This window comes from Streptomyces antioxidans (assembly GCF_000968685.2).
Taxonomy (GTDB): domain Bacteria; phylum Actinomycetota; class Actinomycetes; order Streptomycetales; family Streptomycetaceae; genus Streptomyces; species Streptomyces antioxidans.
This window is the reverse complement of record NZ_LAKD02000040.1, coordinates 166,394-187,073: the sequence shown is the minus strand read 5'-3', so window position 1 is coordinate 187,073 and position 20,680 is coordinate 166,394. Positions and strand designations below refer to the sequence as shown.

The following is a 20,680-nucleotide window of genomic DNA, read 5'->3' as shown; positions in this document are numbered from 1 at the left end:
CATATGTGTCCCAGGCCCGGGCACACGGCACCTCACTACCTGAAGATGCTATGCCGCCGGGGTCTCCCGTGAAGATCGTTCGGCCCTGCTGAGCAGCAGCGCGGCCACCACTCCACCCGCCAGCACGGCCGCCGCGCCGACCAGTTGGCTGGTCTCCACACCCGAGGCGAAGGCGTCCGCGACGGCCTCCCGGTCCTCGGGGGTACGGGCCGCGGCGAGGGCGGCCGGGAGCGAGCCCGCTCCGGTGGCGACCGCGGGCAGCAGCGCGCCGAAGCGGGAGTTGAGCACGGCGCCGAGGACGGCGACACCGAGCCCGTTACCGCATTCGGTGAGCGTGCCGTTGACCCCCGCGCCCACCCCCGCCTTCTCCGGCGGGATGGCCGACATGATGGCGTTCGCCATCGCGGGCATGGCCAGCGCGATACCGGACCCCATCACCACCAGCCCGAAGAACGTCCCGCCATAGCCGTGCGCGCCCAGCGTCGCGATGGCGGCGAGACCGGCCGCGAGCAGCACCATCCCACCGGCGATGGTCACCGGGGTCCCGAGCTTCGGCAGCAGCCGCGCTCCGACACCGGTGAGATTGAGCACGACGATCACCAGCGCCATCGGCGCGGTGCGCAGCCCCGCGCCCAGCGCGTCATAGCCGAGCACGAACTGCAGATGCTGGGTGAGCAGGAAGAGCGAACCGCTTATCCCGAAGGCCACCAGGATGCCGCCCGTCACCGCGCCCACGAACTGGCGGTTGCGGAAGAAGTGCATATCCAGCATCGGATGCGGAATATGACGCTCCCACAGCGCGAAACCGGCCATCACGGTGACGCCGATGAAGGCCGACAGCAGCACCCGGTCGGAGGTCCAGCCGTGCTCCGGCCCGGAGATGATCGCGAAGACGATGCCGGTCATGCCGACCGTGGACAGCAGCGCGCCGAGCAGATCGGGACGGTCGCTGGTCGGCGTCTTCGACTCCGGCACCATCCAGACCGCGGCCACCAGCCCGAGCAGCGCCACCGGGATATTGATCAGGAAGATCGAGCCCCACCAGAAGTGCTCCAGCAGCGTGCCGCCGATCAGCGGCCCCGCGGCGAAACCGAGGGAGCTGACGGCGCCCCACAGTCCGATGGCCTTGGCCCGTTCGTCCTCGTCGAAGACCTGCACCACGACCGCGAGCGTCGTGGTCATCAGCAGCGCCCCGCCGATGCCCATGCCCGCGCGGGCGGCGATCAGCTGGCCGGGGTCCTGCGCCAGCGACGCCGCGAACGAGCCGATGCCGAACAGGGCGAGCCCGGCGACCAGCAGCTTCTTCCGCCCATAGCGGTCGGCGGCACTGCCCGCGGTGAGCAGCAGCCCCGACTGGACCAGCGAATAGGCGTTGATCATCCACTGGATGTCGGCCGTGCGGGCATCCATCTCCCTGGCCAGGGAGGGGACCGCCACATTGAGGATCGTGTTGTCCAGCAACACGGTGAGCTGGGCGAGGCAGATCACGGCGAGGATCAGCCAGCGCTGGGGATGACCACCCGGGGACTGATCGGGTGGCGCTGAGGCGGCGTCGGCGGTCGAGACCGTCATGGGGACTCCAGGCAGGGGCTTCTACGGTGTATGACGATGCGCATGGTCTTACACCGTACAAGTGGCGCTGTACGGCGTACAGCGAATTATGTGCGCGGGTCGCGCACGCGTACGGGCCGGTGCTCGCGGGGGTGAACCCGCGACCACCGGCCCGTACGGCGGACGACTGGGCCAGACGACTCAGCCAGAGGACTTGGCCGCCTTCTGGGTCAGGTCATAGAGCGTAGTGCCGCCCACGGTGACCTTCTTGTAGGTGGCCTCGATCCACGAGGTGATCTGGGACGAGGTCCCCCCGCCGCCGCCCGGCCCGCCGCCCATGCCGGTGCCCGAGGAGATGAAGTAGTGGATCTTGCCCTGCTTCACATACTCCTTGAACTGGGCGAGCGTCGGGGACGGGTCGCTGCCGTTGAAGCCGCCGATGGCCATCACGGGCTTCTCGGTGGCGAGTTGGTAGCTCGCGGCGTTCTGGGAGCCGATCGCCGCGGCGGCCCAGGTGTAGTCGTCGGCGTTCTTCTCCAGCTTCGTCTCCACATCGGCGTTGACCTGCTGACCGTCGAGCAGCCCGCCCATGCCGCCGCCACGTCGGCCGCCCTCGCCCATGCCGCCGCCGGGCAGCGTGCCCGGGCGGCCGTTCTGCCCCTGGCCGCCCTGGCCGTTGCCGGTGCCGTTGCGCGGGGACTGGCCCCCGCCGGGGGAGCCTCCGCCCGGCATGCCCTGCGGACCGCCCTGGTTGCCCTGACCAGCCTGGTTGCCCTGACCAGCCTGGTTGCCCTGACTTTGAGTGCCCTGACCAGCCTGCTGCCCCGCCCCCTGGCCACCGTTCCGCATCCACGGCGGAGCGCCCCGGCCGCCGCCCGGGAAGCCGCCGGGACCGCCCATGGCGCCCGCCACCGACGGCCCGGCCGTCACGATGGAGCCGCGCTTCGGGGTGTCCACCGTGTTGAGGGTGTACGCGACCGGTCCGGCCAGCCCCGCCGCGAGGCCGAGACCGGCCGCGACCAGTGCCGCGTTCCGGCCCAGGCGCGCCGTCAGCAGCAGCCCGGCCGCCGCCGCGAGCCCGCCGATCAGCACCGCCCAGCGCAGCCAGGGGTGCCAGTCCGGCGACCGCCCCAGCAGGACGTACGACGTGTACGCGGTGACCGCGACCGTGACGGCCAGCACCGCCGAGGCCACCGCCCCCGCCCGGCCGCCCTCGTTGCGCCGCTCCCACAGCAGGGCCGCGCCCATGGCCACGACCGCCGCGATATAGGGCGCCAGGGCGATGTTGTAGTACTGGTGGAAGATCCCGGACATGAAGCTGAAGGTGGCGAACGTCATCAGCAGCGCCCCGCCCCACACCAGGAAGGCCGCGCGCCGGGTGTCGGTGCGCTTCGCCCGCCAGGTCAGCCAGATCCCGGCCGCCAGCAGGATGAACGCCGCGGGCAGCAGCCAGGCGATCTGACCGCCCATGTCGGAGCCGAAGAGCCGGTCGATCCCGGTGTCGCCCCATCCGCCGCCACCGCGCCCGCCCGGAGCGCCCCGGCCGCCCCCGCCGACGCTGCCGGTCTCATCGCCGTTGATCCGGCCCAGACCGTTGTAGCCGAAGGTCAGCTCCAGGAAGCTGTTGTGCTGCGAACCGCCGATGTACGGGCGCGAGGACGCGGGCCACAGCTCGACGATCGCCACCCACCAGCCGCCGGAGACCACCATCGCGAGCCCCGCGAGCAACAGTTGCCCGATCCGCCGGCCGAACCTCGCCGGGGCGCACACCGCGTACACCACCGCGAGCGGCGGCAGGATCAGCCACGCCTGCAGCGTCTTGGTGAGGAAGCCGAGGCCGAAGCAGACCCCGGCCAGCACCAGCCACTTGGTGCGCGCGTCCTCCAGGGCGCGCAGCACGCAGTAGACGGCCGTGACCATCAGCAGGCACAGCAGCGCGTCGGGGTTGTTGAAGCGGAACATCAGCGCCGCGACCGGGGTCACCGCGAGCGCCGCGCCCGCGATCAGCCCGGCGCCCGCGCCGAACCGACGCCGTACGGCCGCGTACAGCACCCCGACCGTCGCGACGCCCATCAGCGCCTCGGGGACGAGGACCGCCCAGGAGGAGAGGCCGAAGAGCCGCACCGACAGGGCCATCGGCCACAGCGCGGCCGGGGGCTTGTCCACGGTAATGGAGTTCGCGGCGTCGGAGGAGCCGAAGAAGAACGCCTTCCAGCTCTCGCTGCCCGCCTGCACGGCCGCCGAGTAGAACTGGTTGGCGTAACCGGACGCGCTCAGGCTCCACAGATAGAGCACGGTGGTCACGGCCAGCAGGGCCCACAGGGCGGGCCGGGCCCAGCGCGGATCCTCCGGCCGCCCCCGCCAGGCCCGCGCCAGGCGGGAGCCGCCGGGCGTCCGCGGCCCGGGCCGGGGAGCGGGGTCGGGGGCCGGCGGCGGCCCGGCCTCGCGGGTGCCGTGGTCGTGGGTGCCGTAGTCGTAGGTGGTCATCGATCGGTCCTCGGGTCGTGGTCGGTCGTGGCCCCGCTGTCCGAGGGGAAGACCCAGGCCCGGAAGAGCAGGAAGCGCAGAACGGTCGCGGCGAGGTTCGCCGCGATCAGCACGGCCAGTTCGGTGCCGTGCGAGGCGGTGCCGGGGACGGCGTCCAGGGCGGCGAGGGAGCCGCTGGTCAGCAGGAGGCCGATGCCGAAGACGACCAGCCCCTGGGCCTGGTGGCGCATCGCCCGGTCCCGGCCGCGTACGCCGAAGGTGAGCCTCCGGTTGGCCGCGGTGTTGCCGAGCGCCGACAGCAGCAGCGCCAGCGCGTTGGCCACCTGCGGCCCCGTGCCCAGCCGGAAGAGGGAGTACAGCAGCAGATAGACCAGGGTGCTCAGCGCGCCGACCACGCAGAACCCGACCAGCTGCCGGGCCAGGCCCCTCGGCACCCCGGTCAGCTCCCGGTCGCGCGGGTCGTCGCCGAACGGACGGCGCACCCGGTCCAGCGGCAGCGCACCGGTGGCCAGTGCGCGCCCCACCCGCCATACGCCCTTCAGGTCCTCCGTGGCCGTCCTCACGATGTGGACCGTGCTGTTGGGGTCGTCCACCCAGTCCACCGGCACCTCGTGGATGCGCAGCCCGGCCCGCTCGGCCAGCACCAGCAGCTCGGTGTCGAAGAACCACCCGGTGTCCTCGACCAGCGGCAGCAGCCGCTCCGCGACATCCTTACGGATCGCTTTGAATCCGCACTGGGCGTCGGAGAAGCGGGTGGCCAGGCTGGAGCGCAGGATCAGGTTGTACGCCCGCGAGATGAACTCGCGCTTGGGCCCGCGCACCACCCGTGAGCTGCGGGACAGCCGCGATCCGATCGCCAGGTCGGAGTGGCCCGAGATCAGCGGGGCCACCAGCGGCAGCAGCGCCTTGAGGTCCGTGGACAGATCGACGTCCATATAGGCGAGCACGGGCGCCTCGGACAGCGACCATACGGAGCGCAGCGCCCGCCCGCGCCCCTTCTGCTCCAGCCGGACCGCCGTCACCTCCTCGATGCTCTCGTCCAGGCGGGCCGCGAGGTCCGGCGTGCCGTCCGTACTGGCGTTGTCGGCGATGGTGATCCGGAAGCCGTAAGGGAAGGTGCGGGCCAGATGGTCGTGCAGCCGCCGTACGCACCGCTCGAGGTCCAGTTCCTCGTTGTAGACGGGGATGACGACGTCCAGCACCGGACGGCCGCGCACGACCGTCACCGGCCCGCGCACGGGCAAGGTCTGCAGGGGTGTCTCGGGCGGAGCCCCGAGGGGGGTGTCGGTTCGCATGGGGTCGACGGTTCCGAGCGGCGCTGTCACGGCTGTGTGGTCAGCCTGTGGCCTGCCTGTGAGTCCGTTACGACCTGGTGGACGGCCCGACGGCCCGGTGAACGTCCTGCTGAACGCCCTGGTGAACGTCCTGCCGAATGTCTTGCTGAACGCCCTGGTGAACGTCCCGGCGCACGGGCAGGTGGACGCCGAACACGGTGCGCCCGGGCGCACTGTCCACCGTCACCTGCCCGCCGTGCGCCGCCACGACCGCGTGCACGATGGCCAGGCCGAGCCCCGTACTGCCCGCGGCGCGGGAGCGCGAGGCGTCGCCGCGCGCGAACCGCTCGAAGACGTGCGGCAGCAGCTCGGGCGGGATGCCGGGACCGTCGTCCTCGATCTCCAGCGAGACATACGAGGGCGCCCGCGGCGGGCCGAGGGCCCCGGCGGCGCGGGCGGTCGCGGGCGGGGAGGCGTGAGGCGGGGCGTACGGCGGGGCGTGCCTCTGGGCGGACGGGAAGCCATAAGGCGGGACGGACGGCGAGCCGCGCTCCTTACGGTGCTCATGGAGCCCGCCAGGGGCCGACGCGGGGTGCGGCGGTGCCTGCGGCCCGCCCCGCAGCACCCGCGCCGTGACCGTGGTACCGGCCGGGGTGTGGGTCCGTGCGTTGCCGAGGAGGTTCACCAGCACCTGGTGCAGCCGGGCGCCGTCGCCCTGGACGACCGCGGGTTCATCGGGCAGCTCCAGCCGCCACTCGTGGTCGGAGCCGACCGCCCGCGCGTCGCTGACGGCGTCCACGACCAGCGGGGACAGGTCGACCTCCGCGCATTCCAGCGGCCGTCCCGCGTCCAGCCGGGCCAGCAGCAGCAGATCCTCGACCAGCCCGCTCATCCGCCCGGCCTCGGACTCGACCCGGCCGAGGGCGTGCCGGGTGTCGGGCCCGATCTCCTCCCGGCCGCGCCGGGTCAGCTCGGCGTAGCCGCGGATGGAGGCGAGCGGCGTACGGAGCTCATGACTGGCGTCGGCGACGAACTGTCGCACCCGCGTCTCGCTCTCCTGGCGGGCCGCGAGCGCCGACTCCACATGGCCGAGCATGCGGTTGAGCGCCGCGCCCACCTGGCCGACCTCGGTACGCGGATCGGCCTCCGAGGCCGGGACGCGCTCGTGCAGCGCCACCTCGCCGCTGTGCAGGGGCAGTTCGGAGACCCGGGTCGCGGTCGCCGCCACCCGGCGCAGCGGGCGCAGCGAGATGCCGACCATCGCTGCCCCGGCGATCCCGGCCGCGCCCAGCCCGGCCGCGGTCACACAGACCTCCACGAGGATCAGGGTGTTGACCGTCTCCCGGGTCTGGTCGAGCGGGAAGGCGAGGATGATGCCGCCTTCCCGGTGATCCCCCTGGGCCACGGCCCGATAGCCGCCGAGGCCGGGCAGCTCGACGGTGTGCACGTGTCCGTCCAGGGGGACGGCAGCGATGGCCTTCCGCTGACCGCTGGTCAGGGAGTCCACCCGGCTCTCGGCGTCGACCTCGTTCGTCATGGGCGAGTCATTGCTCTTGCCGGACAGGAAGACCTCGCCGTCCTGGCCGAACCGCGCCCCCACCGTGCCTATGGGCTGGCCGGGCGAGGCGACGAAGAGCACATCGTCCCGGGGGAGTCCGCCGCCCGGACCCGGCTTGTTCAGGAACCGCCCGACCGACGCGCGCAGGTCGTCGTCCACCTGGCCCTGGAGATACGACTGCAGGGCGAGGGTGGTGACCGTGCCGATCACCGCGCAGACCACCGCGATCAGGGCGACGGCCGAGACGACCAGGCGGGTGCGCAGGGACCAGGGGCGGCGCGGGGGTCGCTGAGCGCAGCCGCGGGGCGTGTCGGGGGTACGGGCGGCGCCAGGCGTCCCGGGGGTGCCGGAGGTGCCCCCGTGCGTCCCGCGGGTGTCGGGGGTCTCGGGGGTCTCGGGGGTGTCAGGGCCCCGAAGCGGCCGGGACGGACGGGACGGCCAGGGTGGGGGATGCGCCACGGCGGCTACTCCCCTGGCTTGATCAGATACCCGGCGCCCCGCCGGGTGTGGATCATCGGGCTGCGCCCCGCGTCGATCTTGCGCCGCAGATACGAGATGTAGAGCTCGACGACATTGGCCTGGCCGCCGAAGTCATAGCTCCAGACCCGGTCGAGGATCTGCGCCTTGCTGAGCACCCGGCGCGGATTGCGCATGAGATAGCGCAGCAGCTCGAACTCGGTCGCGGTGAGGTAGATCTCCTGGCCCCCGCGCGCCACCTCATGGCTGTCCTCGTCCAGGATCAGATCGCCGACGGCCAGCACCGACTCACTGCGCACGGCCGCGGCCCCCGATCTGCGCAGCAGCCCACGCAGCCGGGCGACGACCTCCTCCAGGCTGAACGGCTTGGTGACGTAGTCGTCACCGCCCGCCGTGAGCCCCGCGATCCGGTCCTCCACCGCGTCCCGCGCGGTCAGAAACAGCACAGGGACATCGGGCAGTTCGCGGCGCAGCCGCCCCAGCACCGCGAGCCCGTCCATATCGGGCAGCATGACGTCCAGGACCACCGCGTCCGGGCGCAGCTCACGGGTGATACGGACGGCGTCCGCGCCGTCACCCGCGGTGCGCACCTCCCACCCCTCGTAGCGCAGTGCCATCGACAGCAGGTCGGCGAGCGCCGACTCATCGTCCACCACCAGCACCCGGACGGGGCTCCCGTCGGGGCGCAGCAGCTCGGTACGCCCATGGGGCGAGGTCGGCATCATGACCTCCACCTTCGGAGCGGGCCCTGAGAGGTCCCTTTCGGCTGTCTGTGAATCACCTGAGAATCCTGTGGGGACGGCAGTAGGGGCGAGGACGGCGACAGGGACGGGAACGGCGACTACGCGACTACGGCGATGGGAACGGCAGGTCACGGAATAACCGGAAGGCCTCTCCGGCTTCCCTCTGTATGACTTCTCGTCCCGCACTTGGCAAGATCGGCATCTGGAACGCGGCCCTGAAGACGGACTTCGCCCCATCGGAGCAGGTCAGCGAGGCGGCGGCCGAGCTGGACGAGCTGGGATACGGCACCATCTGGCTCGGTGGCAGCCCCAGCCCGGATCAGGCCGGAGCCCTGCTGGACGCCACCTCCCGGATCACCGTCGCCACCGGAATCCTGAGCATCTGGGACCACGAGGCGGCCTACGTCGCCGAGCGGCACACCGCGCTCAACGCGGCCCACGACGGCCGCTTCCTCCTCGGCCTCGGCGTGAGCCACAGCGCGCTCGCCGGTGAGCGCTACCGCCGCCCGTACACGGCGATGAAGGAGTATCTGACCGCGCTGGACTCCGCCCCGGCCCCGGTCCCCGCCGCCCAGCGGGTCCTGGCCGCCCTCGGCCCCAAGATGCTCGAGCTGTCCCGCGACCGCGCGGCCGGTGCGCATCCGTACCTCGTCACCCCGGAGCACACCGCCGAGGCCCGCGACATCCTGGGCAGGGAATCCGTGCTGGCGCCGGAGCTGAAGGTCGTCCTCGACACGGACCTGGACCGCGCCCGCGCCACCGCCCGCGACTACCTCGGCCGCTATCTGGCGCTGCCCAACTACACCAACAACTTCAAACGGCTGGGCTTCGAGGACGCGGACTTCGAAGACGGCGGCAGCGACCGCCTCCTCTCCGCCATGTACGCCTTCGGCGACGCGGAGACGATCCGGGCGCGCGTGGAGGAGTTCCTGGCAGCGGGCGCGGACCACGTCGCGATCCAGGTGGTGAGCGATGACCAGGGTCTCCCCCGCGAGCAGTGGCGCACGCTGGCCGAGGCGCTGCCGCTGGACAAGAACTGACCCCGCGGATCCCCGATACCCACGACACTCGCGATCCCCGCGATCAGCTGCCCGGTGCCGACGCAGGCACCGGGCCGGGCCGGTCCGGGCGCCGGGCCGGGGAAGCCTCAACGCCGGAACCGGCACACCGCGTCATATCCCGAACAGCCGCGCCGCGTTCCCGTAACACACCCCGCGCAGCCACTCCCCGTCCTGCCCGACCCGCGTCAGCGCGTCCAGCGCATGCCGGTATCCGTACGGGATGTTGGGGAAGTCGCTCCCGAACAGCACCCGGTCCCCAAGGGCGGCCAGCCGCCCCCGCTCCGACCGCGGAAACGGCCACCGGCTCTCGGTGAAGTCGGTGAAGGCCATCGTGGTGTCCAGGTGAACCCCCTCGTACCGCTCCGCCAGCCCCAGGAAGTCCCCGTACTCCGGCAGTCCCATATGCGCGATGATCAGGCGCAGCCGAGGATGACGGGCCAGCACCCGCCCCACCGGCTCCGGTCCGGTGTACTTGCCCGGGTGGGGTCCGGAGCCGCAGTGGATGACGACGGGCGTCCCGCTCTCGGCGAGCGTGCCCCACACCGGCTCGAGCAGCGCATCGCCCGGGTCGTACGCCCCCACCTGCACATGGGACTTGAACACCCGCGCCCCGCCCTCGAGCGCCGCGCGCACGTACCCCTCCACACCGGGCTCGGGGAAGAAGGTCGCGGTGTGCAGACAGTCGGGCGTACGGGCGGCGAAATCGGCCGCCCAGCCGTTCAGCCACCGCGCCATGTCGGGCTTGTGGGGGTAGAGCATCGAGGTGAAGGCCCGCACCCCGAACGCCCTTAGCGTCGCGAGGCGTTCGTCCTCCTCAGCGCGGTAGGTGATGTGCCAGCGGGGCTCCACGGCGTCGAAGTAGGCCCAGACCTTGTCCAGTACGCGCTGGGGCATGAAGTGGGTGTGCACATCGATGAGTCCGGGCAGCCCGAGCTCCTGCCAGAACCGCTGCGCCGACACCACGGCGGTATCGTCCATACGGATCACGGTAGTTGCCCCGGGCGTATTGCTACAGCCCCGTCCCAAGCTCTCGCCCCGAGTTGATCACAGCTCCGACCAGTGGTTTTGTCACGCCCATGGTGATCTGCGGTAGCGAGATCACCACAAGGGAATCCGAGAGGGTGAACTGACGGCCCGTGACCGGCGTATCCCACGGCGGCGGTTACCACCCGCTCGGCGTCGTCACCGACCGACCACCACGGACCACGACCACCTCCGACCGAAGCACCACCGACCACTACCCACCACCACGACCGAAGCACCACCGACCACCACCGGGGGACCGTCCATGACCGACCGCCCGCCTCGCGCGGCCGCCACCGCCCGATCCGGAGCCGCCCTCGTCTGTGCCCTCGGCGTCACCCTCCTCGCGCTCGCCGCCACCGGCTGCGCGGACGACACCGCCGCGTCCGGCCGACGGCAGCCCGCGGCCCGTGCGGACATGGCGGCCGACAGGGACAGCGGCAAGACCCTCCGGCTCGGCGAGCCCACGTCGGTCACCTACAAGCGCGGCTCTGACCACAAGCGCGGCGCGCTGCGGGTCGCGGCGGTGAACGTGCGCAAGGGCACCTACGCCGAGCTGAGGACGGCGGGTGTGAGGCGGTCCGACGTACGGAGCACCCAGCCGTACTACGTCACCATGGCCTTCGAGAACATCGGCGGGAGCTCCGTCCACTACCCGTTTCTGAACACCCCCACCGGCCTCAAGGACACAGCCGGTGTGGACGACCAGCCGCTCATCACCGGCGACACCGAGGTCACGGCCTGCCCGGGCAAGGACCCGGACGACTTCGCGGTGGGGGCGAAGGTCTCCCTGTGCAAGGTGTTCTTGGTGCCCAACGGCATACGCCCGTCGGTGGTGACGTACAGCACAGGTGATGACACCAACCGCCCGGTGAGCTGGAAGGTCACCCGCTGACGGCGGCGGGGCCCCGGCACCACCGACCACCGAACGACCGAGGGCCCGGCACTTCTTCAGTGCCGGGCCCTCGATATCCGAGTAGCGGGGACAGGATTTGAACCTGCGACCTCTGGGTTATGAGCCCAGCGAGCTACCGAGCTGCTCCACCCCGCGTCGATGAACGTAACCCTACGTCATTCACCCCGCCCAAGGGAAATCCACTCTGCCGCAGCCGCCCCACGGCCCCGCCCGGCCCGGCCCCGCCATGAGCGGAGCGTCAACCGTACGGCGGTAGATCATCAGCACTGGCCGACAGCCGAGTTCTCACGAGCCCGAACACCACGCCGCGAGAGCGGGGAAGAACATGTCCCAGCGCAACGTCCCCTCTTGATCGCGGGCTGTCCTCGCGGAGAGACTGCCTGCCATGAGATCAGTGGGTGTGGATACCAGAGCGCTGTGTGGCCAGCGGCGATGAGCGTGAGCCTGCCCGTTTTCCGCTATCACCCGGATCCTGTCGCAAGCGGATCCATCCGCGAGGCCGCCGAGACGTGCGCCTGCTGCGAGCGCGACAGGGGCTGGATCTACACGGCGACCTTCTACAGCGCCGACGACGTCAGCGGACGTTTCTGCCCGTGGTGCATCGCAGATGGAAGCGCGGCTGAACGGTTCGCGGGCGAGTTTGTCGACTCCTTCGGGCTCGATGGTGTCAGCGACGACGTCTTGCATGAGGTCACCCGCCGCACCCCTGGCTTCCGCGCCTGGCAGGATCCCCACTGGCTCGTTCACTGCCGGAACGCGGCCGCCTTCGTGGGTGAAGTCGGGTACGCCGAGCTGACCGCGCACCCTGAAGCCCTCGCCCAACTGCGGGCCGACATGCGCCTCGACGGCTGGCACGACGAAGCCCGGCTTGAGCAGTTCCTGACCCATCTGGGCGAGGCGGCTACGGCGATGCTCTTCCGCTGCACCGTCTGCGGGGACCATCTCGCCTACGTTGACGCCTCGTAGGAGCCGCTACGCCGTCACGGCGGCGACGGCTCCCAGCGCCGTTGTCATCGCGTACGCCGGACACCGCATTTGACAAAGCATTTCCGGGCGTGACCGAGCGCGAATGCACAAACCCGCGCGCCCGGTGGGGCGAAGAGCCCACCGGGCGCGCGGGAGTGCGGAGTTCCGCGGTTTACGGGTGGTACTTCTCCTCGACCGTCTCGGCAGCGCCGGACTTCGGATTCATGGTGACGCGGACGGTCACGCTATTGGTCTTCGCGGCCTTCTCCAGCTGCTCCACGGTGCACTTCGAAGTGCCGTAGCCGTCGTCGCCGATGGACACGGTGCCGCCGTCGTCGGAGCAGATCGCGGCCGCGCCGAGGATCCGCGTGGCGTTGGAGACCAGGAACGCCTGCTCCCTGTCGCCGCTCTCGGGCTTGATGGTCAGCTTGCCGGGCGCGAGGTACTTCAGCGTGCCGACGTACATGCGGTGGTTCCCCGCGTTGGCGGCGCCGCCACCACCAGTGCCGCCGCCCTTGGCGCCCCCGTTGCCCCCACCGTTGGCGCCACCCTTGTCGGCGGCGGGCGGCGCCGTATGGCCCTTGCCGCCGCCCTGGCCCTGCGAACCGGAGTTGTCCGAGGAGGACCCGCTCGTGGGCTGAGCCGAGGCCGAGGAGCCGGAGGAGTCGGCCCCGGAGTCCTCAGGGCCACAGGCCGTGGCACCCAGGCTCAGCGCCGCGGCCGCGACAAGTGCGGCGGCGATACGGCGGCCGGTGCGGCCACGGAAGCGGCTGGTGGTGGCGGCGGTGTTCATCGTGATCTCCCAATGCTCTGTTCTGTCGTCTGCTCCCGGATGCTCCCGGATGCTCCCGGACGACCATCAGCTTCGAAGATCGCGTTGGCGTTCCGCTAACGGACAACTAAATACCGTTAACGGACAACTAATACCGTGCAGCGATGACGTATCCGCTGGTCACGAGGCCAAGTCCGGCCGAACTGAGGACTCATGCCGTCATGGTCTTCGTGCGGTACGGACGGAGCCCTGCCCCGAGGCCGCGGTCGAGGGGCGCACAAGAGCCGTTAACCGACCGAAGGCTTCCAACGGCCGGACGCATTACCTACGACTACGGCCGCAGCGGAAGAAGTTGAGTACGGAGACACCCACCCCATTGTGCGAAATGGCATTTTATGGCTTGCCCCAGAGGCCTATACGGTCGGATTCATGGAATGGAACTTTCAGACGGCCGAAAACCTCGCGGCGGCCCTACGAGCCGGTGAAGTGACCTCGGCGGAGCTGACCGACGAGGCGATCGCCCGCGTTGAGCGCGACGACAAGGCGATCAACGCGATGTGCGTGCCGGACTTCGACCGTGCGCGGGCCGCCGCGCACGACGCCGACCAGGCGCGCGCCCGCGGTGAGGACCGGCCGCTGCTCGGCATTCCAGTAACGGTCAAGGAGTCCTACGACATCGCCGGGCTGCCCACGACCTGGGGCATGCCACCGCACCGGAACCACATGGCGGCCGAGGACGCGGTGCAGGTGGCGCGGCTCAAGACCGCGGGCGCGGTGGTACTCGGCAAGACCAACGTGCCCGTGGGACTGCAAGATGTGCAGAGCTTCAACGAGATCTACGGCACCACCAATAACCCGTGGGATCACGGCCGTACGCCGGGCGGGTCCTCCGGCGGATCGGCGGCGGCCCTGGCGTCCGGGTTCGGCGCGCTGTCCATCGGCTCCGACATCGGCGGTTCCCTGCGCACCCCCGCACATTTCTGCGGTGTCTACGCGCACAAGCCGACACTCGGGCTGGCGGCCAGCCGCGGTATGGTCCCGCCGACCGCACCGGCCCTGCCCACCGAGCCCGACCTCGCCGTCGTCGGCCCGATGGCGCGCACGGCCCGCGACCTCGCGCTCCTGCTCGACGTCATGGCCGGGCCCGACCCGCTGACGCTCGGTGTGGCGCACCATGTGACGCTGCCGCCCGCGCGCCATGGGCGACTCAGCGGCTTCCGGGTCCTGGTCCTCGACGACCATCCGCTCATTCCGACCGGGTCCGCCGTGCGGGCGGGCGTGAACCGGGTGGCCGAGGCGCTCGTCGACGGCGGCGCCCACGTCGAACGGCACAGCCCCCTGCTGCCCGATCTGAGCGAAGCCGCGGTGCTCTACACCCAGTTGCTGTTCTCGGGCTTCAGCGGAAGCTTCCCCGTCGAGGCGTACGAGCAGATGCGGACCCGCGCCGCCGGACTGGACGCGGACGACCGGAGCCTCGAAGCGGCGCGGCTGCGCGGCGTCGGGTTCAGCCACCGCGACTGGATCGAGACGGACGGCCGTCGCGAGCTCCACCGCCACGGCTGGCGCCAGCTCTTCACCGAGTTCGACGCCGTGGTGTGCCCCATCACGCCCACCCCCGCGTTCCCCCACGACCACGGCCCCGACCCGACCGAACGCCGACTCGACATCGACGGCGTCGAGTACCCGTACCTCGACCAGCTCGTCTGGGCCGGAGTGGCCACCATGCCCGGCCTACCCGCCACCGCCATACCCACGGGCCGCTCCCCCGAGGGCCTGCCCGTGGGAGTACAACTCATCGGTCCAGCCTTCGAGGACCGCACCCCCCTGCGCCTCGCCGAACTCCTCGAGCAGGAGATCGGCGGCTTCCAACCCCCGAAGTAGGCCACAACCAACGCAGCCGACCCGAGCCCCTTCCGAGCACCGGAGGGGGCTCTGAGCCGGGAAGGGTCCGCTGGCCCCCACCACACAAGGAGAAGTGAGGATCGAATGCGTCCATACGATGAACGTTTGTTCCAGACCATCCGCGAGGTGCGCGCATCCCCGTTCTTCAATGTCATGTACGAAGAAATAGGCCCAGGCGGGCCAGGAAAGGACCCGACGGCAATCTTCGAGTTGCATGCCGAAGAAGGGTTCCCGCTCAGCGAAAGGCTCAAGGAAGCATACTTCCCGTATCGATATATGGCACTGCACTGGTGTGCCGCGGATATTGACGTACCGCTCTTTGGCGAGTTCAACATCATGAACATCGACGCCAGCCGCGAAGAAATGCTTCAGGTACAGGACTTCGCCTGGGAGAAGTGCGACGAAGAGCTGCTCTCAGAACTCTCCATCCTGGATGACATCTCGCGGGGCGGTGGCGGACAACTGGCCACCATGAGGTTTCTGCGGGGCGTGTCGAGTCCGGAGATCTGGTTCCTCGACAGGTTCCGCACCTACGTCAAGCTCGACCTCGACTACCGGGACTACCTTGACGTTCTGATCATCACGAAGGGCGCAACTGGCTGGCAGTACCTCTTCGCCGATGTGCCGCTCGGCGCCAGAGAGTACGGCTCCACCCTGGAGAGTTTGAGGCTCATGCTCAAGATCCTCCCTGAACATTTTCCGGGGTACGACTACGAACCTTTGGCGGCCCGCCTGGAGGCCCGGCTGTGACCACCCATGTCGACATCCGCCCTGAACGACGGGGGCGATGCTTCACACCGGCACTGAGCCCTCTTCCCCGCGCTGTCACAGCCACTCGATAGCTTGGTCCGGTTCCGCGTGAGGAAGGATGAGCATCGATGCCCAGTGCGCGTACAGAGGATTTTCACGGCCAGCGGTTGGCGGAGTTCGATCCGGACGGTGACGTCCGTGTCCCCCCGCGAGCACCGGCATGGCACGTCAGCGCACCGGTCCTGGGACCGCCCGGGTTCGACGAGGTCTTCGAGTCCTTCACGCAGACCATCGACACCACCGGAGTGACGACCCTGTCCCTGGGCTTCACCGACTTCGACGGCCCGGCCGCGGCCATATCCCTCCTTGAGACCGCTGAGCGATTCCCACGGTTGCGGGCGCTGTTCCTCGGTAACGAGGGGGACTTCGCCTCCATCGAGCAGACCGATATCACCCCCGTCCTTGAACGCTTCCCTCAGCTGGAACGGCTTGATGTACGGGGAAAGTCGGGTTTGGAGCTGCGCCCCTTCGACCACACCGCGCTGAAGACGCTCCGGTTCGAGTCCTGCGGCCTGCCGTCGGACGTCGTACGCGCGGTGGCGGCCAGTAACCTGCCCAGCCTTGTACATCTGGACCTGTGGCTCGGTGTTCCCGGCGGCCTTAACGAACCGGACGTAGCCGACGAATTCGACCTCGAGCCGATCCTTAGCGGCGAACGGCTGCCCGCCCTGCGGTCCCTCGGCCTGGAGAACAGCGCGATCCAGGACGAGATCGCCGCAGCGGTGGCCTCCGCTCCCGTCGTGGCCGACCTGCGGTCATTGAGCCTGGCCCTGGGAACCCTCACCGACCAGGGCGCCGAAAGCCTGCTCCACGGCCAGCCGTTGACCCACCTCAACCGTCTGGACCTGCACCACCACTACCTGTCCGATCACATGATGGAGCGTCTGCGGACCGCACACCCGCATACCGAGGTCGACCTCAGCCAGGGGAACGGCGAATACCACGGCCCCTTCGAGGAAGAAGTCCACAACTTCGTCGCGGACGGCCGAGACTTCTGACCCGCCGCCCCACTTGGGGTCGTCCGTCACGTGGACTGGCAACCCCGCGCGTCGGCGCCAGGCGTCCGAATGCGCCGTACGCCGCCCAGCGCGTCGCCTGACCGAACCCCACGGCCAGCCGAAAGCGCAACAGGCCGCGGGGACCGACGCTGGGCTCAAGGGACACTGCCCTCACTCGCCCGGTTGACACTGGTGCCCATGCTCCTGCGGCCAGGGGTACGACGGTTACGCGTTCCCTCTGCTTGGCAGCTGGCGCGGGTCTCGGTGGCGGTCCGGCCTGGTGTCCCGGGGCGACCACTGACGGGCGCCATGTGCCGTCGTCGCCGTCAGCGTTGCCGTCAACTAGGCACCGTCGGCGCGGCGGCGTTCAGCGCGGACGCCCATACCGGACTGATGCCTCGGGAAGATACCGAGCCGCCTGGTAGGGGTTAGCAACCGCTCCTACTACGACTCTGCTCCCATTCCATGGCCCGGCTCGTCCATGTCTCCGCTCTGGACCCGTCCATGGAGTCCTCGTGGAGCCACGCGGCGGACTCGGCGTACTGGGCCGAGAGCTTCAGCAACTTCTTGCCCATGCCCGCCCCTGCTGTCCTCAAGGAGACCTTGCAACATGTCGAGCTGCTGATGCACTCCCGCGAGGGCGGCCGCTGTGTGCCGACGTTGCCGTCACCATCCGCCGAGGTCCCCATGCCGCATCAACCTGACGCCTCAGACGCTGTTCTACGCTCGTTACCGCGATGCGGACTTCGCCCGGCATGCTGGACGTCTCATTCGCCCAGGAAGCCAGCAAAGTGGACCAACGCGAACACTTCGCCGCCACGGTGGCTCAGTTCGTCGAAGATGGGATGACACGGCAGTGCCAGACGAAGCAAATGACCACGGCCAGAGAGGGTGCTCCCACTTTCGCAGCTCCCGCATTGTGCTGCGAACCAGCAATCCGCGGGATGCGACGATCGAGCTCCTGTCGCGACGTCTTGGGCTTCGTGAGATCCGGCAGCTCGACGAACCGACATCCTCACGCATCACCCATGAGATGGTCTGGCAGGTCAAGGAGGGCCTGGAGCTCCATTACCTGGAGGACGCGGCCTCCAAGGCAAGTTGCATAGTCGCTGCGGGTGATGACGGGGACGAGGTCGCACAATGGGCGAACATGGCCGCGACCTACATCGGCGCCTGGACTGAGAAAGAGCTGACCGCTTCCCTCAAGGAGTCCTCAGACCCGGTGACGCGGACGCAACTTCTCCTGCTCGTCGGCCTGGGCTCTCCCGATACGTTCGACGATGAGTACTTCTCCCTCATCTTGCGCGACTTTGACCACGAGGATCCCATGGTGCGGACAGGCGCGGTATGGGCGACTTCGTATTCGTCTTGGCGCGAGTTCGTCCCCGATCTGCGCAAGCTGGCCGCCAGTGATCCGCAAGATGACGTACGAGCTACCGCCCACGCCGTTGCCGACATCATCGAGAGGAAGAGCTGACCACGCACCACGACCGGCTCCAATCCGTTCTGCCGTTTCCTCAGGGTCGCGTCCTGGGAAGGGTCGGTGGGACGAGAGGTCGCCCTATTGCCGCTGTCCGAATGGATAACGAACGCCGTGCGCCATGCACGATTACCGGGACGGCAGATACTCCGACCCCCGAATCGGTACGCGACCGACGGCGGGTCCCAGTGGAAACGCTCGCGATCACCCCAGGTAGGGGTGGGCCCGATTCTCCTGGTAGTAGCGGAGTCGGAGGCGCTGGGTGTGGTGCGTGGATAGAGCATCCAAGTCTCTTTCCAACACGCACCGCAGTTCCGCGGACCCGTCCGAGATCGCGAGTCGGCCACTGACAACCCGGGCAGTGAAGCAGACGTTGAACTGTCGGCGGACCTCACCGCCCGAGTACACGATGACGTTGCGCGGGTCTGTGTACGTTCCGACAAGACCCGTGATCTCGACATCCAGCCCGGTCTCCTCTTTGACCTCACGGACCGCCGCCCCCGGCAGGGAGTCGGACATCTCCATGCCGCCGCCGGGGAGCGCCCAGAGGCCGCTGTCCCGGTGGCGCTGGAGGAGGATGCGGCCCTCCTCGTCGGTGACGACGGCGGACGCGGCAACGACCAAGCTGTTGGGCTCTGGTGCGTCCGGGTCGTCGTAGTACTCGGTCCGTGCCATGGTCAGTCTTCCCCCACCGGTGTCGCGGCCCACACCGCGTCAAAGCTGACAGCGCAGGTATCGCCCATTCCGCCCACCCCACTTCGCCGCAGATGCCACACCCGTGCGGCAAAGGCGTCGCGAGTTCACCGCGGATTCCACCAGCAACCGGACGCTCCGGCGCCTGGTCCTGATCGTGCCGCCGCGTTGGTGTGGATCCGCCGCTGCGCCCGTGCGCCTGCTCATAGGGCTTGCTGCGTCTAGTGGCGTGCTTGTGCAGAGTCACGCGGCACCGCCGCTGAGCTGGGCGGCAAACAGGAACGGCAGCGGCCTCCAACCGTCGTGATCGCGTCCCCCGACGGATGAGTCAAGACTGGTGTCACGCAAGAGGTCCCTTCCGATGATCGGAAGGGACCTCTGAGCTGGTGCGCGCTCGACAGGATTCGAACCTGCAACCTCTTGATCCGTAGGTTCGGGCAGGCGGCCGGTGCGGGTCTAAGCAGCGGCACAGCCTGGTGTTTCGGGTGTGCCATTGGCTGATGTCGCGTGCCGCCGTTGCCGTCAGCGTTGCCGTCAAGACCCCCTACCGTTTGACTAATTGTCTCAGGACCGGTTGGGTTCACACGAAACAAACCGGCGGATAAGGCCATTCCCTGCACCGAACCGGGTTAGTCGAAAAGACTGCCCGGATACAAATCCTCGAAAGCTGGCCGACCGACACCTTTAGGCCAACATTTCAATGAGCTTGAATTGTCACACCCTGCAACTACCCTGTGCCAAACATCATTGGCTAGGGTCAAATCCGCATGGGGCGACCCGTTAGCGAACACATGCATCCGATCTTTAGCGTTACCCGCCAGAGGCGCCGCATCGTAATTAGCAAGCTATGCGGCCAATGGGTGCTGCCTAGCGATTTGAGGGTCTCGCAGGCGCTGTTGAACCCAAGACATTGCATCACTGGCAGTATTATGCACCTGGTAGCACAGACTCCGAGTAGCTCGATCTCCTCGATGGACAACCTTATTTCTGGCAAGCCATACCGTCCTATGCAACTCTTTCAGTTTATCGGCATCTCCTTTCAAGTGATGAGTCAATACATTGATAGTGTTCCGAACTTGATCATTTTCGATATTATGGTTCTCGAAGTCGCCTCGCTTCCAGCCGTGATCCACCAGGATTCCTGTGGCTATGTGGTGGAAAAATGATTCCAATGTCGCTTCATCGCCAACGATAGCCTCAGCCCACTCTCCCCGTGAGGCCCTGAGCGCGGATCTGCGCATCCACGAAAACAGACGCCTTTTAGCCAAAGTCCCGTTTGCTTCACCTTGCACGGCTTCAAAACTCATACCCTCCCTTATTTCTTGCCCGCTTTGCCCAGATGTCAGCGAACCTAGCTGCGCGGAGGAGGGAAGGAGGACATAGAATGGCTCATTACTGAGTCTCGGATTAAGCCTTATCAGGCCGTCACCTATCAAATCTCCATGACATACCGGCCCTGCCGGGTCACCTTGGGCCCCAGAGGCGATATTCATAGCTTCACTTATCGCATAGAGAATGCAGTCGTACAAATCGCCAAACCGCGGCTCATTGCGTGTAGGTGCGCCGTCGTCATCGGCAACAAATAGATCGGTCCAGTCGGGCAACACGGTCTTAACATATACACGCGACATGGGCGGACCTGATTCGAGATCCAGAAAGCGCGCGTGATGGGTCCAGTCTGGACGTTCTTCCTCGTGAGCCTCGACAGTTCCCTCATAGCTATGCGGATTGATGCCTGCATACGCCAGCCCGCTATTCATAGCAAGAAAAACGACTTCAGCCCAAATAGGATCGTCTCCATAGTGAGTACCAGCAATGACTGAATAAGTTCGACTAGCTTCGCTTGTTGCCGACCAAGGGATTACCGCGCAAGCCCATATCTCGCATTTAGGATCCAATTCTTTGGGACTCATAGGGGCTCCGTAGAGGATGGCAACGTCTTGTTGTCCGTAGTTCTGTCTGGTACGTG

At 68.5% G+C, this 20,680-nt stretch carries 16 protein-coding genes and 1 tRNA gene; 7 read left to right on the top strand and 10 right to left on the bottom strand.

The annotated features are described in order from the left end of the window. Positions 1 to 48: 48 nt before the first annotated feature. From VT50_RS16925 to VT50_RS16905, 5 genes are all read right to left on the bottom strand, one after another. Positions 49 to 1,572, bottom strand: coding sequence for an MFS transporter (locus tag VT50_RS16925; RefSeq protein WP_046085210.1), 1,524 nt, complete (start codon positions 1,570 to 1,572; stop codon positions 49 to 51). A 180-nt stretch (positions 1,573 to 1,752) separates the two neighbouring features. Then, complete coding sequence (locus VT50_RS16920; RefSeq protein ID WP_046085211.1) at positions 1,753 to 4,038, bottom strand: glycosyltransferase family 39 protein; 2,286 nt, start codon at positions 4,036 to 4,038, stop codon at positions 1,753 to 1,755. Further along, the gene (locus tag VT50_RS16915) at positions 4,035 to 5,333 is read right to left on the bottom strand and encodes a bifunctional glycosyltransferase family 2/GtrA family protein (RefSeq protein ID WP_046085212.1); all 1,299 of its coding nucleotides are present in this window, start codon (positions 5,331 to 5,333) and stop codon (positions 4,035 to 4,037) included. The genes VT50_RS16920 and VT50_RS16915 overlap by 4 nt, the downstream gene beginning before the upstream one ends. A 67-nt stretch (positions 5,334 to 5,400) precedes the next feature. Further along, on the bottom strand, positions 5,401 to 7,122 hold the full coding sequence (locus VT50_RS16910) for a sensor histidine kinase (RefSeq protein ID WP_078840614.1): 1,722 nt from the start codon (positions 7,120 to 7,122) through the stop codon (positions 5,401 to 5,403). A gap of 212 nt (positions 7,123 to 7,334) precedes the next feature. Further along, positions 7,335 to 8,072 (bottom strand): response regulator transcription factor, encoded by a 738-nt coding sequence (locus VT50_RS16905; protein WP_046085213.1) that lies wholly within the window; start codon positions 8,070 to 8,072, stop codon positions 7,335 to 7,337. Between the two features lie 185 nt (positions 8,073 to 8,257). Here VT50_RS16905 and VT50_RS16900 point away from each other — a divergent pair, with 185 nt between their 5' ends. Continuing rightward, entirely contained in the window at positions 8,258 to 9,130 is an 873-nt protein-coding gene (locus VT50_RS16900) for an LLM class F420-dependent oxidoreductase (RefSeq protein WP_046085214.1), read from the top strand. Positions 9,131 to 9,262: 132 nt separating this feature from the next. Here VT50_RS16900 and VT50_RS16895 read toward each other — a convergent pair whose 3' ends face one another. Beyond that, positions 9,263 to 10,129 carry an amidohydrolase family protein gene (locus VT50_RS16895; protein ID WP_046085215.1) on the bottom strand — a complete coding sequence of 289 codons (867 nt, stop codon included), beginning with the start codon at positions 10,127 to 10,129 and terminating at the stop codon, positions 9,263 to 9,265. 310 nt (positions 10,130 to 10,439) lie between these two features. On the opposite strand from VT50_RS16895, the gene VT50_RS16890 reads away from it, so the two are divergent. Then, on the top strand, positions 10,440 to 11,069 hold the full coding sequence (locus VT50_RS16890; RefSeq protein WP_046085216.1) for a hypothetical protein: 630 nt from the start codon (positions 10,440 to 10,442) through the stop codon (positions 11,067 to 11,069). An 82-nt stretch (positions 11,070 to 11,151) separates the two neighbouring features. Here VT50_RS16890 and VT50_RS16885 read toward each other — a convergent pair. Then, positions 11,152 to 11,225, bottom strand: a tRNA-Met gene (locus tag VT50_RS16885). Positions 11,226 to 11,522: 297 nt separating this feature from the next. On the opposite strand from VT50_RS16885, the gene VT50_RS16880 reads away from it, so the two are divergent. After that, positions 11,523 to 12,056 carry a CbrC family protein gene (locus VT50_RS16880; protein ID WP_053048476.1) on the top strand — a complete coding sequence of 178 codons (534 nt, stop codon included), beginning with the start codon at positions 11,523 to 11,525 and terminating at the stop codon, positions 12,054 to 12,056. A gap of 172 nt (positions 12,057 to 12,228) precedes the next feature. Here VT50_RS16880 and VT50_RS16875 read toward each other — a convergent pair whose 3' ends face one another. Further along, positions 12,229 to 12,849 (bottom strand): hypothetical protein, encoded by a 621-nt coding sequence (locus VT50_RS16875; RefSeq protein ID WP_046085217.1) that lies wholly within the window; start codon positions 12,847 to 12,849, stop codon positions 12,229 to 12,231. Positions 12,850 to 13,257: 408 nt separating this feature from the next. On the opposite strand from VT50_RS16875, the gene VT50_RS16870 reads away from it, so the two are divergent. The 4 genes from VT50_RS16870 (at position 13,258) to VT50_RS16855 (ending at position 18,015) form a co-directional block, all read left to right on the top strand. Continuing rightward, positions 13,258 to 14,709 carry an amidase gene (locus tag VT50_RS16870; RefSeq protein ID WP_046085218.1) on the top strand — a complete coding sequence of 484 codons (1,452 nt, stop codon included), beginning with the start codon at positions 13,258 to 13,260 and terminating at the stop codon, positions 14,707 to 14,709. Positions 14,710 to 14,835: 126 nt separating this feature from the next. Continuing rightward, a complete protein-coding gene (locus tag VT50_RS16865) occupies positions 14,836 to 15,480 on the top strand; it encodes a hypothetical protein (protein WP_046085219.1) in 645 nt (214 codons plus the stop codon). Positions 15,481 to 15,608: 128 nt separating this feature from the next. After that, on the top strand, positions 15,609 to 16,538 hold the full coding sequence (locus VT50_RS16860) for an STM4015 family protein (RefSeq protein ID WP_046085220.1): 930 nt from the start codon (positions 15,609 to 15,611) through the stop codon (positions 16,536 to 16,538). A gap of 919 nt (positions 16,539 to 17,457) precedes the next feature. Then, positions 17,458 to 18,015, top strand: a complete 558-nt coding sequence (locus VT50_RS16855; RefSeq protein ID WP_143645231.1) for a HEAT repeat domain-containing protein — start codon at positions 17,458 to 17,460, stop codon at positions 18,013 to 18,015. Positions 18,016 to 18,222: 207 nt separating this feature from the next. On the opposite strand, the gene VT50_RS16850 is transcribed toward VT50_RS16855, so the two are convergent. Further along, positions 18,223 to 18,693 (bottom strand): NUDIX hydrolase, encoded by a 471-nt coding sequence (locus tag VT50_RS16850; RefSeq protein ID WP_046085222.1) that lies wholly within the window; start codon positions 18,691 to 18,693, stop codon positions 18,223 to 18,225. Positions 18,694 to 19,556: 863 nt separating this feature from the next. Then, the gene (locus tag VT50_RS39030; protein ID WP_143645230.1) at positions 19,557 to 20,624 is read right to left on the bottom strand and encodes a hypothetical protein; all 1,068 of its coding nucleotides are present in this window, start codon (positions 20,622 to 20,624) and stop codon (positions 19,557 to 19,559) included. Between the last annotated feature and the right edge of the window lie 56 nt (positions 20,625 to 20,680).